We start from the raw sequence: 13,831 nt of genomic DNA on the forward strand, positions 1-13,831 counted from the left end.
TGGATCTCCATCGGGGCGCCTGCAGAGATGCCGGCATCCGGATTCAGTATAAGTATGGAGAAGTGCTGCGAATGTCGGATACGATGGATTGCGTGACGCAAGGTCTGCTGCGGCGGATACCGAAGCAGGAGCGCAGCCGCGAAAGGATAGATGAAATCCTCAAGGTCTCAATGGACCTGATCGGCAGCAAGGGTATCGATGCGGTCACGATGAAGGAGATCGCCTCGCTCGCGGGAGGTCCGATCGCGTCGATCTACCAGTACTTCCCGAACAAGAGCGCGATCGTTGCGACGCTTTACATGCGGTACGTGGACGGCGTCGGGATGTTCATCCGGGAGGGCGTTTCCAGGATAGTGACCGTTGACGATGTTTTCACGGCGATCGACTGCATCATTGATCGCTACTACGAAAACATCCGCCGCACGCCTGCGCTGCAGGACCTTTTAAATGCCACCCAGGCTGACAAGGAGCTGGCACTTCTGGATCTCCAGGAGTCCCGCAACCATGCCAGGCTGTTTTCGGATGCCACGTCACGCTTCGTAGCCGCGGACCGTCGAGACGAATTCGAGCGCATGGTGTTCCTGATGTTCCACATGGCCGAAGCCGCTGTTCGCCTTGCGTTGCTGGCCGACGAGCACGAGGCCGGGCTCATCATCGAAGACTTCAAGTCCGCATGCGCGGTTCAGATGCAACGCTTTCTCCCTGGGTCGGAAGCTGACGCCTAGTGATGCTTCGGGACATCACAGCCCATGGCGGTCGCGCAGCCCATACCACCATGCGCCCAGCATCGTCAGCGGTACCCTGAACGTCTTTCCGCCCGGGAATGGAAGGTTGGGAAGCGAAGCCCAGATGTCGAAGCGTTCAGCGTGACCGGCGACTGCCTCGCCGAGGATCTTGCCGAGCAGGTGGGTGGTCGTGACACCGTGGCCACTGTCGCCATGCGAGAAGTAGACCTTGTCGGAAAGACGTCCCATGTGCGGGATCCGCGTCAGGGTCAGCGCGAAATTGCCGCTCCACGCATAATCGATCCGGACATCCTTTAGCTGCGGGAAAGTCTTCAGCATGTTCGGCCGGATGACGCTCGTCAGGTCCTTCGGATCATGCCCGCCATATCCGATGCCACCGCCATAGAGCAGGCGATTGTCGGCGGTCCGGCGGTAGTAGTCGAGGATATAGTTGGCATCCTCCACGCAGTAATTCGCCGGCAGCAGGGATTGGACCAACCCCTCCTCGAGGGGCTCGGTTGCCATGACCTGGCTCGACACCGGCATCATGCGTCCGTGGATCTCCGGCAGGAGGGGGGATAGATAGGCATTGCCGCAGACGAGCACGTAGGCGGACCTAACCGATCCTCGCTCTGTACGGACAATCGGTCGTTCTCCATCTTCCAGCGCGACGGCGCGGGAGCCTTCAAAGATACGCGCGCCGAGGTTTTCCGCCGCCGCGGCCTCGCCGACGACTAGGTTGAGGGGATGGATGTGCCCGCCCAGCCGGTCGATCATGCCGCCGGCATAGCGGTCGGTACTGACATAGCGGCTGACCTCCTGCTTCGAGACCATTTCCAGTCCGCCGTGGCCATGCTGCTCCCAATGCCGCTTGTGAGCTTCCATTTCCCGGATCTGCTTGTCCGTAAATGCTGCGAAGAAGCCGCCCGGGATGAGATCGCAGTCGATGTTGTAGGTCGAAACGCGACTACGGATGATCTCGCCGCCTTCAAGCGACATGGCGCCGAGGGCGACCGCCTTCTCCTGCCCGTATCGCGATGCGATCGTCTGCAGGTCGCGGCTATAGCCGTTGACGATCTGCCCGCCATTGCGCCCGGATGCGCCATAGCCGATGCGCTCCGCCTCCAGAACAACCACCCGGTAGCCCCGTTCGCTGAGCTCAACGGCGGCCGAGATTCCTGTGAAGCCGGCACCAATGATGCAGACATCGGTCTCCAGATCTTCCTGGAGGGCAGGGCGTACCCGCTTGTCGTTGGCGGTTGCCGCGTACCAGGAATTCGTGTGTCGGGGATTGTCGCTGGTCTTGAAGCTCATCTCATACCGTCCGGATGTAGGCATCATACTCCACGTCGGTCACCCGAAGTGAGAACTCCTGAATCTCCTGCTGCTTGCAGGCGGTGTAGAGCGCGCGGTACTTGGGGCCGAGCGTGGCATAGGCGAATGTCGACTTCGCAAACTGCTGCACCGCATAGTCCCAGTTGGTCGGCAGGGGCTCGTGGCTGACCGCGTGATCGTCGCCTGTGATCGCCCCGCCGGGATTGCGCTTCTCGCGTATGCCGGTGAGCGCTGCATTGAGGATCATCGCCAGCACGAGATACGGATTGGTGTCGGATCCCGCCACCCTATGCTCGATTCGGGTGGCCGGTCGGCTCGCGGTGATGACCCGCACCGCCGCCGAGCGATTGTCGAAGCCCCAGGACGCGTAGGTGGGCGCGTGCTCGCTTGGCCTGAGGCGTCGATAGGAATTGGCGTGCGGCGCAAAGACGGCCATGCTGTCGTTCATGTTTTCCAGAAGGCCGCCGACGGAGTGGAACAGACGTTCCGCCGGGCCGTCCTCTCCCGCGTAGACATTGGTCCCCGTTTCGTCGATCAGGGAGAAATGCACGTGCATTCCGCTCCCCGCCTGGCTGCCGTAGGGCTTGGCCATGAAGGTGGCATCGAGGTCGTTTGCCCGCGCCACGCCCTTGACGATCCGCTTGAGGAGAACCGCGAAGTCGGCTGCCTTCAACGCGTCGGGAACATGGTTGAGGTTGATCTCGTACTGGCCCGGCCCGTTCTCGCGCAGTGTCGTGTCAGCCGGAATGCCTTGGGCGCGTGCCGCACTGGCAATCCCGTGGAAGACCGACTCGAAGTCCTGCAATTCCGAAATCGACAGAACCTGAGTCTGGCCGGTATGCCAGCGGCCATCGCGGGAATTGGGAGGACGCACGGGATCGAGCGCCGAACGTACCGGATCGATAAGGTAAAATTCGAGCTCCGTCGCCACGACCGGGGTCAGTCCTAGCTTCGTGAAGCCCTTGAGGACATTGGCGAGGATCTGCCGAGGGTCGCCGTAAAAGCCCTGGCCATCCGGATCACGCATCCCGAGAAGAACCTGGGCGGTCGGCCGGTTCAACCAGGTCACGCGCGAAAGCGTGCCGGGAACTGGAAAACAAAGGCCGTCCGGGTCGCCGGTGCCCTCAGCTAGCCCCGCCGCATTCACATCCCGTCCCCACACATCCAGTGCATAGACGGATCGCGGCATCGCCATGCCCTTGGACAAGATGTCCAGAGCCCGCTCGCGCGGAATCCACTTGCCGCGCGGCACGCCATTGACGTCTATGACGAATGCCTCGAGGACTTCGATGTCCGGATTGCTGTCTAGGAAAACCTGCGCTGAACTTATATCATCCATGTAACACCAAGAAACCGTTTCCGTAGGCGCCGAAGCGCCGGGCCGGGTGGCCCGCTAAAGATGGACGGTTCTGGCATTGTAGATGAGATATCGAGCCATTCTTGATGTCGCGGGACATGCCCGCCTTCCCCTGTTTCCATAGTCTAGCGTCATTCCGGCAGGAAGACCAGCAGTCAGGCCCCGAAGCGCTCGGGCCGGTAGGCCGAGATGTCGATGAGGGTCTGTTCTCCCGCAATGGCTTCCGCGATGACCTGACCGGTCACCGGGCCGAGCGTCAGGCCGTGGTGGGCATGGCCGAAGGCGAACCAGAGGCCCTTGTGACGCGGCGCCTGACCGATGACCGGCATCATGTCCGGGGTGCAGGGGCGTGCACCCATCCAAGGCTCCGGGTCCAGGCGCTCTCCAAGCGGGAAGACCGTGCGGGCGACCGCTTCTGCCCGCTCCAGCTGGACCGGTGTCTTGCGGGCATCGCGAAGCGCGAATTCAGCTCCGGTGGTCAAGCGGATACCCTGGTTCATCGGCGCGAGGAAATATCCCTTCTCCGCATCCATGGTCCAGCCGTTGAGCTTTACGCCTTCGCTGGTTCCGTAGTGCATGTGATAGCCACGCTTGACGCCGACGAGGAAGCGGTAGCCGAGTGGCTTCGTCACGGTGTCGGACCACGGTCCGAGCGCAACCACCACATCCTTCGCTTCGACGGTTCCGTCGCCGGCAACCATGCGCCAGCCGGTCGCCGTCTGCGACAGGCTGCGCGCATCGCCCTTGAGGACCCGCCCACCGAGGTTCTCGAACAGGCGAACATAGGCCATGGTCAGTGCATAGGGGTCACGGACGGACCACGGATCTTCCCACTTCAGGCCGCCGACGAAGTCGCCGCTGATATCGGGCTCCTCTACCCTGATGTCGGCTGAGGTCAACTCCCGGAACGTGACCCCATACTCCTGGCGCAGCCGTGCCGCTTCCTTCAATTCGCCATCGCGCTTTGCTGAGGTGCGGAAAAGTTCAGTCCAGCCATTCTTGGCGATGAGGTCCTGTGCACCAGCTTCTTCTATCAGCTCGTTGTGGGTGGAGATCGAGTGCTCGATCAGCGGAGCGTAGGCGCGTGCGATCAGCTGATGCCGGCTGAGGTTGGAATGCCACCAGTACTTCGCCAGGAAGGAAGTGACATGCGGGATGGCGCGCCAGTGATAGTGAGCATCGATGCGGTTGTTCAAGGCGTAGCGCAGGATCAGGCCGAACTGCTGCGGGAACCCGTAAGGGACGACCCCCTCTCGCTGGATGAGCCCTGCATTCCCGTAGGATGTCTCTTCACCGGGCCCCCGGCGGTCGACAAGGACGACCGACTTACCGCGCCGCGCCAATTGTAGCGCCGTCGAAACCCCTATGATGCCTGCGCCCAGGACGATTGCATCCGCTGCCATGTCTGCACTTTCAATCCAAATACCGATGGCGCGAACATGCCGGTGAGGATGCTGCGGCGCAAATGAAAAATCGCCACAGGCTTGCGATTGTCTGAAAGCTTCCATCTTCGGTTCTCTTGTCGCGGTGCCGGGGGGCAGATACAGATCGAGGCACAGCGGTAAGACGAGTGGGGGGAGCGCATGAAGTTTGGAACCAGCGGCCTTCGGGGCCTTTCGGTCGATCTCGAAGGACCTGTGTCCGGTGCCTACGCCGCCGCCTTTGGACGGTATCTCCTGGAGAGCGGACAAGCGAAGCAGGGCTCCGAAATCCTGCTGGCAAAGGACTTTCGTCCCTCCAGCCCCGCGATCGCATCCAACTGCAGTGCGGCATTGTCGGGCTTGGGCTTCCGAGTTGTCGATTGCGGCGAGCTTCCCACTCCCGCTCTGGCGCTTTACGGCCTCAAGCGTGGCGCAGCGTCGCTGATGATCACCGGCTCGCATATCCCTGCCGACCGCAACGGCATCAAGTTCTATCGCCCGGATGGCGAGATCGACAAGCAGGACGAGCAGGCGATCAGCGCGCTTGCCGCCCAGGCATCGAATGTCCATCCGACGTCTCTTTCTCCTGCCGATCACTCGCGCGAATGCCTTGCACTCTTTCGAGACAGGAATATCGCGCTCCTCCCGCAGAATGCCTTGGAGGGACTTCGGATCGGGGTTTACCAGCACAGCACGGTGGCGCGGGACCTGCTCGTGGACGTGCTGCGCTTCTACGGCGCCGACGTCATGGCTCTGGGACGTTCGCAGACCTTCATTCCGGTGGATACCGAAGCGGTTTCAGCCGACACGATCAACGCGTTGCGGCAGTGGAGCACGGAATTCGAGCTCGATGCCATCGTATCGGCCGATGGCGACGGCGACCGCCCGCTGGTGGCAGACGAGGCAGGCCTACCGCTTCGCGGTGATCTGCTGGGCCTGATCGCCGCGAACTTCCTTCGCGCAGACGTGGTCGTCACTCCGTTGACCTCCAACTCGGGAATTGAGGCAGCAGGGTCATTCGCGGTCACCCGGACGCGTGTGGGCTCCCCCTATGTGATTGCGGCGATGCAGGAGGCCGTGGCAGCTGGAAGGCACGGCGTGATGGGCTTCGAAGCCAATGGTGGGGTTTTGACCGCATCTGATTTCCAGGTGAACGGGCAGGTCTTCTGTGCCCTGCCAACGCGAGACTGCTTCCTGCCCATTCTTGCGGTGCTTGCACTGCGTGTGGACAGGGGGCTGCCTCTCTCGAAGATCGCCGCTCAATTCGCGCTGCCAATTGCCGCCTCTGACCGATTGGAGAACTTCCCGACGGAAGCGAGTGCTGCGCTCATGACCCATCTGCGGGCGCGTCGCGAAAATCTAGAGTCGTTCCTGGAACCGATCGGACGGATCGAGGAAACCTCCGACATCGATGGTCTGAGGGTTGCACTCGACGATGGAAGGATCATTCACTTCAGGCCGTCCGGAAATGCGCCCGAGATGCGCTGCTACGTCGAGGCGAAAGACGCATCAGCCGCAGATGCGCTGCTTCGGGCGGGACTGGAGCGCATCGGCCAGTGGGCGCACGAACACGGCGGCGCAGACGCTCTTTAGACCACGGCCCGGAACCTTTGCTGGATCGGCTGGTTGGCGCCGAATTCCCAGGAGAGGTATCATGAACCTTCGCTACCTTGTCATCGGCGTTCTCGTCATCGTGCTCGCGATCGTCATCATCGGCTTCCGTCCCTTCCAGGCAACGGTCTCGGAGGAGCCGGGCAACCCGCCGCCGCATGCCGTCAATCAGTGACTGGCTTGCACGGAAGGCTGGAACAAACACGGGAGCCATCCTGTTCATCGCTTGCAGCAGGGCGAGGTGGCGATGAGCAGCAAGAAGGGTACGGATCGGCTGGATGATTTTGACGAGGTCGCGACCGGCCACGGCATTCCGGCTACCTATCAGGATCTGCAAGGCACAGTGCAGAACGTGCCGACCGCCACGCGCGCACTGATGCTTCGCGCCCTGGGGAAGGTGTCGCGGGAGGCAGTAAATCTGTCGCCGCCGCGCATGGAGCTCGATGAGACGACGAAATGCTATCTGCCTACTTTCCTTGAGAAGGAGAAGGTGTGGGGAATTTCCCTGCAGCTTTACGAACTGACGTCGGCCCGCAGTTGGGGCCTTGGGGATTTCGAGGATCTGAAAACTGCTTGCGAGATTGCGGCCGCGGCTGGAGCTGACTTCATCGGACTAAGCCCTGTGCATGCGCTCTTCCTCTCCCAACCCAACCGCTGCAGCCCCTATTCCCCATCGAACAGGAAGTTCCTCAATCCTCTCTACATCGCGGTTGACACGCTGCCGGGCTACGAGGAGGCGTGGGTGGATCAGGATGCGCTGGCAACGCTGCGGGAAACCGAGTTTGTAGACTACGAGGGAGTAACACGGCTAAAGCTGCCGGTGCTGCGGAAGGTCTGGCAGGCAAGCGTGGACGCTGCGGAGGCGACGGCCGGGCGCGAGACATTTGAGCGGTTCCGATCGGACGCCGGGGAGGAGCTTCGGCTGCATGCGCTCTTCGAAGCGCTATCGTTGGCGATGGTCGAACGTGGTCATGGTGGCGGATGGACCGACTGGCCCGCAGAATTTCAATCCAAGGATAGCGACACGGTAAAACGCTTCGCTGACGATCATGCAGACGAAGTGGAATTCCATTGCTGGCTGCAGTGGGTCGCTGCTGAGCAGTTGCAGGAAGCCGAGCATTGCGCGCGTAGCACGGGCATGCGGATCGGCTTGTACTTCGATCTTGCGGTAGGGGAGGCTCCGGACGGCTCCTCGAGCTGGAGCACGCCGGAACTCGTCCTGCAGGGGCTCAGGGTCGGGGCGCCGCCGGATGTCTTCAGCACCTCGGGGCAGGATTGGGGCCTCGTGGCCCTGTCGCCCACCGCGTTGAAGGCCGAAGCCATGCGGCCCTATGCCGAGCTTCTGGATGCGTCCATGCGGTTTGCCGGCGCTCTGCGTATCGACCATGCCATGGGGCTCTGGCAGCTCTTCCTGCTGCCGGAAGGAGAGACACCGGCGGTCGGCGGCTATCTCCGTTATCCGTTCCAGGACATGGTCGCTACCCTTGCCGCAGAGAGCCACAGGCGCGGCACGATCGTCATCGGGGAGGACCTCGGCAACGTCCCGGACGGCTTTCGAGACATGATGGTGAAGGCGCAGATCCTTGGTTATCGCGTCCTCTACTTCGAGCCGGTGGAGGAGGTTGTCGGGTCGCCTGCCGTCTCACACCTTTCCTTGGCCTGCCTGTCCACCCATGATTTGCCGCCCTTGATCGGCTGGTGGCGCGGTGACGACATCCGGCTGGCAAGGCAATTCGGCCTCACGGGCGAATCGGGAGCGGAGGCATCATTGCGTGAAAGGCAGGAACGGCGAACAGCCTTCATCCGAGCCATACAGGAGGCGGGATTGTCCTCTGCAGCGGTCGGCTCGATTTCCGAGCCAGCTGGCGCCATCTCCGAGGAACTGTTCGTCGCAATGCACCGGCTATTGGCTCGCTCGCCCAGCATCACGGTCGCTCTGCGACTTGCGGATCTGGTCGGAGAGGACCGCCAGACCAACGTGCCGGGGACGTCGGATGCCTATCCGAACTGGCGGTTGAAGCTGCGTCTTCCGCTGGAGGAAATTGCCGGAAGCTCGCTCTTCCAGTGTGTTGTCGCCGCTGTGACGGCCGAACGGCCGCGGCAATCCTAGACCGGCCGCATCGCATGGGAACCTCCGCTTGCGTCTTCTGTTACCCCCTTCGTGCAGAAAACCCAGGAGGATTAGGATGGCCGCGATGGACCCCAAGATGAAGGAATGCATAGATAACTGCCTGAACTGCTACAGCGTCTGCCTCTCGATGGCGATGAACCACTGCCTGGAGACCGGCGGAAAGCATACGGAACCTGCGCACTTTCGGCTGATGATGGCCTGTGCGGAGATCTGCCGGACTTCGGCACACTTCATGCTGATCGGAACGGAGCACCACAAGCATACATGCCGCGAATGCGCGGAAATCTGCACCGAATGTGCGAACGATTGCGAGCAAGTAGGCGATATGCAGGCCTGCGTCGACGCCTGCCGCAAATGCGCCGAGAGCTGCCGCCAGATGGCTGCCTGATCTGGGCTTTGGCTATAACCCGTGTTTCAACCGGCTCTAGGTGTTCCTAGAGCCGGTTGACCCGAATTCAGGCGGCAGCGGATTGTCCGCCTCCTCCGTCGGCTGGTGCGTGAAGCCCTCGACGCCGGAAATCTCCCTTGCATCCCGCTTTATGTCCACTCGGCTGACGGCGAATGCCGCGACAAGGCGGGCTACCGAGACAAGCGCATGCATATGAATTCGCTCATACCCATGGGACGCGTCGATCCCGAAGGTGGCAAGGGCCGTGCGCACATCATGGCCCGCTTCGATCGCAGAGGCGGAGTCGGAACGATAGTAGCGGAAGACATCCTTCTGATAGGGAATGCCTTCGCTCTGGCACAGATCGACAAGCTTCTTGGTCAGGTGATAGTCGAACGGTCCTGATTGGTCCGCCATGGCTATGGTCACGCCGAACTCGGCGGAGTTCTGCCCCGGGGCGCTGGTCCCGTTGTCGATGGTCAGCATGGAGGCAATGTCTCCGGTCAGGATCGACGAAGCGCCGACGCCGACCTCTTCCGCAATGGTGAAAAGCCAATAGGTATCGACCGGTGTTGTTGCTGCAGTCCGCTCAAGAGCTTCGATTGCCGCCAGAGCGATTGCCACGCCCGCCTTATCGTCGAGGTGCCGGGAGTTGATGAAGCCGTTTTCCAGTAACTCCGGAGCAGGGTCGATCGCGATGACATCGCCCACATCGATGCCCAGGGCCAAGGTTTCCTGCCGCGAGGTCGTCACTGCGTCGATGCGAAGCTCCACATAGCGCCACCCGACAGGGAGCGTATCGACCTCGTCATTGAAGGTGTGGCCCGAGGCCTTGATCGGCAGGATCGTACCGCGGAAACTGCCGGCGCTGCTGAAGACGGTGACCCTGGCGCCTTCGGCGAACCGGGCCGACCAGTGGCCGATCGGTACGACTTCCAGACGTCCATTGTCCTTCACCGATTTCACCTGTGCGCCCAGCGTATCCAGATGGGTGACCATCGCGCGCGCGCCGTGGCGGCGGCTGCCCTGTCGGACAGCTCTGATTGCACCGCGGCGGGTAAGCTCCGGCTTCAGGCCAAGCCGTTCCAACTCGCCGGAACAATAGTGGACGATTTCATCGGTATAGCCCGTCGGACTTGCGATGCGCAGGAGCGCCTCCAACTGGCGTTTGAGGTAAGCCTCGTCGATCTCGATGGACATGCCTAGCTCTTTCCGAGGACGAGATTGGCGTAACGCTGCCCGGAGGTCGGAAACAGCAGGTCCAGGAACCGCTCCGCCGTCGGCTGCGGCTCGTGGTTTGCCAGGCCGGGGCGCTCGTTGGCTTCGATGAAGACATAGTCCGGCTCGGTGGGATTGCGGACCATGAAATCGATTCCGACGACAGGAATATCGATGGCGCGTGCAGCGGAGATAGCGGCTTCGACGAGCCGCGGATGGACGATGCCCGTGACATCGTGAATGGAGCCCCCCGTATGCAGGTTGGCCGCCTTGCGCACGAGCACCTCCTGGCCGCTTTCCATCACCGTGTCGAGCCCGTAGCCGCCGAGCTTGAGGCAGCGTTCCGTCTCTGCGTCGATCGGAACCGTGCTCTCTCCTCCGGTTGCAGCTGCCCTGCGTCGCGAGAGGGTTTCGATCAATTCGCGGATCGTCTGCCGCCCGTCTCCAACAACGTGGGGCGGACGTCGGACGGCGGCGGCAACCAGCTTGAAGTCAATTACCACCAGTCGGAGATCCTGCCCATCGAAACAGGCTTCGACGAGAACTCGGTCGCAGACCTCGCGAGCTTCCGCGATTGCATGCTTGACTGCCGTAAGGTTGTCGAGCCCGACCGCGACTGCACGACCCTGTTCGCCTCTGGCCGGTTTGACCACGACCTGGCGGTGCTTGGCGATGAAAGCTGCGAGTTCGTCATCATTTCCACCTGCCGTCATCTGCTCCGGCACGCTGATCCCGGCCCGATCGACCACACGTCGGGTCACCGCCTTGTCGTCACAGATCGACATGGCAACCCCGGAGGTGAGTTCCGACAGGCTTTCGCGGCAGTGCACCGACCGCCCGCCCTGGGTCAGCCGAAAGAAGCCACCTTCGGCGTCGGTGATTTCCACGTGGATCCCGCGCCGGCGCGCCTCATCGACGATGAGCCGCGCATAAGGGTTGAGAACGTCGTATTCCTCTAGCGGGTTGGCGTAGAGCCGCTCGTTGATGGAATTCTTCCTCTTGACGGTGAAGGCCGTGATCCGGCGGAAGTGCAGTTTTTCGTAGAGGCTGATTGCCTGTTCATTGTCGTGCAGGACCGACAGGTCCATGAAGGCCGAGCCCCTAGCCTTGAAATGCTCGGCCAGCCGCCGCACTAGAGCTTCGCCGACGCCGCCATGGCGAGCCTGTGGATCCACCGCCAGGCACCATAGGGACGAGCCCCGCTCCGGATCTGTAAACGCACGGCGATGGTCGATGCCCGTGACGGTGCCGATGATTTCGCCCGAGACCTCGTCCTCCGCCACGAGGTAGGTGATCGAGCGATTGTCCCTGTTCGACCAGAAGAAGTCGGGCCGCACCGGAACCATTCCTCGCGACGCATAGATGCGGTTGACCGCATCCGCATCCGCCTCGGAGGAGAGCCTGCGCACAAAGAAACCGCGGGGCTGCTTGCGGCTGTTGCGATAGGTTGCCAGATCCAGACGATATGTGTGGGAGGGATCGAGGAAGAGCTCCTGCGGTGCGGCAGCGAGGACGACATGCGGATCGCTGACATAGACGGCTATGTCCCGGCGTTCCGGCGCCTCCTCGCGCAGCGCGGCCACCAGTTGAGCCGGATCCTGGAAGGTCTGCGCAAACAGCAGCCGCCCCCAGCCGCAATCGACTTGGGCCGCGTCCTTCGCGAGATCAGCGTCCGCAGGGTGGCCTCCGCCTCTGGAGTAGTCCACCCGTTGGCGCTTGAGACGATGGGCGACCGCCTTCGCCGCAGGAAATCGGCCAGCCCTGTCTTCTGGTGTGGTCTTGGCCATCATCAGATCCCCTGCGTCTGCAGCCACATTTCGAGCAGCCCTACCTGCCAAAGCTCCGACCCGCGAAGCGGGGTGATATGATCGGAGGGGTTGTCGAACAGCTGGTTCAGGTAGTCCTGGTGGAAGATCCCGCGGTCGCGTGCGGCCTGCGATCCCAAGGCATCGCGGACCATATCGAGATAGGGCCCGTCGACGTATTTCAGCTGGGGTACCGGGAAGTAACCCTTCTTCCGATCGATGACTTCCGAAGGTACGACGAGGCGCGCCGCGTCCTTAAGCACGCCTTTGCCGCCTTCCCGCAGCTTCTCTTCCGGTGGGATCTTGGCCGCCAGTTCAACGAGTTCGTGGTCGAGGAAGGGCACGCGTGCCTCCAGGCCCCAGGCCATGGTCATGTTGTCGACCCGCTTGACCGGGTCGTCCACCAGCATGACCTGGCTGTCGAGACGAAGGGCTGCATCGACAGCCGTGTCCGCGCCAGGGGAGCGAAGGTGGCGGTCAACGAATTCGAAGCTGACGTCGCTCTCCGTCATCCACTCGGGATTGAGGTGCTGCGAAAGCTTGTCGTGTGACCGATCGAAGAATACCTTCGCATAGTCGTGACTAACATCGTTCGACTGTGCCAGCGGCGGATACCAGTGATAGCCTCCGAAGACCTCATCGGCCCCCTGGCCCGACTGCACCACCCGGATATGTTTCGAAACTTCCTGCGACAGCAGGTAGAAACCGGCATTGTCATAGGAAACCATCGGCTCGGACATTGCTGCGAAGACACCCGGCAAGGCCTCCATGAGGCGCTCCGACGGCACGAAGATCTGGTGATGATCCGTGCCGAACCTCTTGGCGACAATGTCGGAATATACAAATTCGTCGCCCTTTTCTCCGTTCGCGGCTTCAAAACCTACCGAGAAGGTCATGAGGTCCTTCTGACCCATTTCTGCCAAAAGGCCGACGATGAGGCTGGAATCCACCCCGCCGGAAAGCAGGACGCCCACCGGAACATCAGCCACCATCCTTCGACGAACTGCCGTTCTCAGCGCGTCCAGCACGAGATCCCGCCATTCGGTCGACGAGAGCTTGCTCAGCGATGGATCGCGCTGATAGGGCGGTGCCCAGTAAACGGTGTCTTCCTCGCGCCCGTCAGCCTCGATGACGCGGATCGTCGCCGGCGGCAGCTTCTTGACACCGTTGACGATCGTGTGCGGGGGCGGCACCACCGCATGGAAGGTCATGTAGTGATGCAGCGCCGTCTTGTTGATCGAGGTGTCGATGTCGCCACTCTTCAGAAGTGCCGGAAGGAAGGAGGCAAACCGGATCGCGCCTCCAGTCCGGGCAAAGTAGAGCGGCTTGATGCCGAACCGGTCCCTCGCCATGACGACCCGACCGCTGTCGCGCTCGTGGATGACGAACGCGAACATGCCGTGAAAGCGCTTCACGCACTCGGTTCCCCAGGCATGCCATGATTTCAGAATCACCTCGGTGTCGCCGTGCGAAAAGAAGCGATAGCCCTTGGCTTCCAGTTCGCTCCGGAGTTCGGGATAATTGTAGATGCAGCCATTGAAAGCGATGGTGAGGCCGAGGTCGGCATCCACCATGGGCTGGCGAGCCTTCTGCGAGAGGTCGATGATGGACAGGCGCCGGTGTCCGAGCGCCGCATTGCCATGGATAACCAACCCGGAGCCATCCGGTCCGCGCGGCGCTATCGCGTCCATCATCTTCGCCTGCACGAGGGGCGAGGGCTGTCCCCCATCAAAGCGCACTTCACCACAGATCCCACACACGGTTCCTATCAATCCTCTCTTGCTCTTGAATGGCCTGAAATAATACTAGATCTAATAATTAGAGATCGAATGGATATGGT

Annotated in this window: 11 protein-coding genes; 5 read left to right on the forward strand and 6 right to left on the reverse strand. The window is 61.8% G+C overall.

Annotated features, from left to right (window positions below):
- Nucleotides 1–71 precede the first annotated feature (71 nt).
- A complete protein-coding gene (locus tag NT26_RS01430) occupies nucleotides 72–725 on the forward strand; it encodes a TetR/AcrR family transcriptional regulator (protein ID WP_052637024.1) in 654 nt (217 codons plus the stop codon).
- Nucleotides 726–740: 15 nt separating this feature from the next.
- Here the strand turns inward: NT26_RS01430 and NT26_RS01435 are convergent, their stop codons facing one another.
- The 3 genes from NT26_RS01435 to NT26_RS01445 form a co-directional block, all read right to left on the reverse strand.
- Nucleotides 741–2,039: an NAD(P)/FAD-dependent oxidoreductase gene (locus NT26_RS01435; protein WP_052637025.1), complete on the reverse strand. Its 1,299-nt coding sequence runs from the start codon at nucleotides 2,037–2,039 to the stop codon at nucleotides 741–743.
- A 1-nt stretch (nucleotide 2,040) separates the two neighbouring features.
- Complete coding sequence (locus NT26_RS01440) at nucleotides 2,041–3,399, reverse strand: glutamine synthetase family protein (protein ID WP_052637026.1); 1,359 nt, start codon at nucleotides 3,397–3,399, stop codon at nucleotides 2,041–2,043.
- Nucleotides 3,400–3,572: 173 nt separating this feature from the next.
- Nucleotides 3,573–4,820 carry an NAD(P)/FAD-dependent oxidoreductase gene (locus tag NT26_RS01445; RefSeq protein ID WP_052641671.1) on the reverse strand — a complete coding sequence of 416 codons (1,248 nt, stop codon included), beginning with the start codon at nucleotides 4,818–4,820 and terminating at the stop codon, nucleotides 3,573–3,575.
- A gap of 180 nt (nucleotides 4,821–5,000) precedes the next feature.
- On the opposite strand from NT26_RS01445, the gene NT26_RS01450 reads away from it, so the two are divergent.
- The 4 genes from NT26_RS01450 to NT26_RS01460 all read left to right on the forward strand — a co-directional run bounded on the left by NT26_RS01450 (nucleotide 5,001) and on the right by NT26_RS01460 (nucleotide 8,968).
- Nucleotides 5,001–6,431 (forward strand): phosphomannomutase, encoded by a 1,431-nt coding sequence (locus NT26_RS01450; protein ID WP_052637027.1) that lies wholly within the window; start codon nucleotides 5,001–5,003, stop codon nucleotides 6,429–6,431.
- Nucleotides 6,432–6,492: 61 nt separating this feature from the next.
- Entirely contained in the window at nucleotides 6,493–6,624 is a 132-nt protein-coding gene (locus tag NT26_RS23250; RefSeq protein WP_280136222.1) for a hypothetical protein, read from the forward strand.
- A gap of 72 nt (nucleotides 6,625–6,696) precedes the next feature.
- A complete protein-coding gene (gene malQ, locus NT26_RS01455; RefSeq protein WP_052637028.1) occupies nucleotides 6,697–8,559 on the forward strand; it encodes a 4-alpha-glucanotransferase in 1,863 nt (620 codons plus the stop codon).
- 76 nt (nucleotides 8,560–8,635) lie between these two features.
- A complete protein-coding gene (locus tag NT26_RS01460; protein ID WP_052637029.1) occupies nucleotides 8,636–8,968 on the forward strand; it encodes a four-helix bundle copper-binding protein in 333 nt (110 codons plus the stop codon).
- Between the two features lie 36 nt (nucleotides 8,969–9,004).
- On the opposite strand, the gene NT26_RS01465 is transcribed toward NT26_RS01460, so the two are convergent.
- The 3 genes from NT26_RS01465 to NT26_RS01475 are packed head-to-tail and all read right to left on the reverse strand — an operon-like array spanning nucleotide 9,005 to nucleotide 13,751.
- Nucleotides 9,005–10,168, reverse strand: a complete 1,164-nt coding sequence (locus tag NT26_RS01465; protein WP_052637030.1) for an osmoprotectant NAGGN system M42 family peptidase — start codon at nucleotides 10,166–10,168, stop codon at nucleotides 9,005–9,007.
- Between the two features lie 2 nt (nucleotides 10,169–10,170).
- Nucleotides 10,171–11,973 carry an N-acetylglutaminylglutamine synthetase gene (ngg, locus tag NT26_RS01470; RefSeq protein WP_052641674.1) on the reverse strand — a complete coding sequence of 601 codons (1,803 nt, stop codon included), beginning with the start codon at nucleotides 11,971–11,973 and terminating at the stop codon, nucleotides 10,171–10,173.
- A 2-nt stretch (nucleotides 11,974–11,975) separates the two neighbouring features.
- Nucleotides 11,976–13,751: an N-acetylglutaminylglutamine amidotransferase gene (locus tag NT26_RS01475; protein WP_052637031.1), complete on the reverse strand. Its 1,776-nt coding sequence runs from the start codon at nucleotides 13,749–13,751 to the stop codon at nucleotides 11,976–11,978.
- Between the last annotated feature and the right edge of the window lie 80 nt (nucleotides 13,752–13,831).

Origin of the sequence: Pseudorhizobium banfieldiae, assembly GCF_000967425.1 — a bacterium.
Classification (GTDB): domain Bacteria; phylum Pseudomonadota; class Alphaproteobacteria; order Rhizobiales; family Rhizobiaceae; genus Neorhizobium; species Neorhizobium banfieldiae.

Coding starts and splice junctions, on each gene's coding strand:
- NT26_RS01430 (WP_052637024.1), top strand. CDS start 72: ATGTCGGATACGATGGATTGCGTGACGCAAGGTCTGCTGCGGCGGATA.
- ngg (WP_052641674.1), bottom strand. CDS start 11,973: ATGGCCAAGACCACACCAGAAGACAGGGCTGGCCGATTTCCTGCGGCG.
- NT26_RS01460 (WP_052637029.1), top strand. CDS start 8,636: ATGGCCGCGATGGACCCCAAGATGAAGGAATGCATAGATAACTGCCTG.
- NT26_RS01445 (WP_052641671.1), bottom strand. CDS start 4,820: ATGGCAGCGGATGCAATCGTCCTGGGCGCAGGCATCATAGGGGTTTCG.
- NT26_RS01465 (WP_052637030.1), bottom strand. CDS start 10,168: ATGTCCATCGAGATCGACGAGGCTTACCTCAAACGCCAGTTGGAGGCG.
- NT26_RS01435 (WP_052637025.1), bottom strand. CDS start 2,039: ATGAGCTTCAAGACCAGCGACAATCCCCGACACACGAATTCCTGGTAC.
- NT26_RS01450 (WP_052637027.1), top strand. CDS start 5,001: ATGAAGTTTGGAACCAGCGGCCTTCGGGGCCTTTCGGTCGATCTCGAA.
- NT26_RS01440 (WP_052637026.1), bottom strand. CDS start 3,399: ATGGATGATATAAGTTCAGCGCAGGTTTTCCTAGACAGCAATCCGGAC.
- NT26_RS23250 (WP_280136222.1), top strand. CDS start 6,493: ATGAACCTTCGCTACCTTGTCATCGGCGTTCTCGTCATCGTGCTCGCG.
- malQ (WP_052637028.1), top strand. CDS start 6,697: ATGAGCAGCAAGAAGGGTACGGATCGGCTGGATGATTTTGACGAGGTC.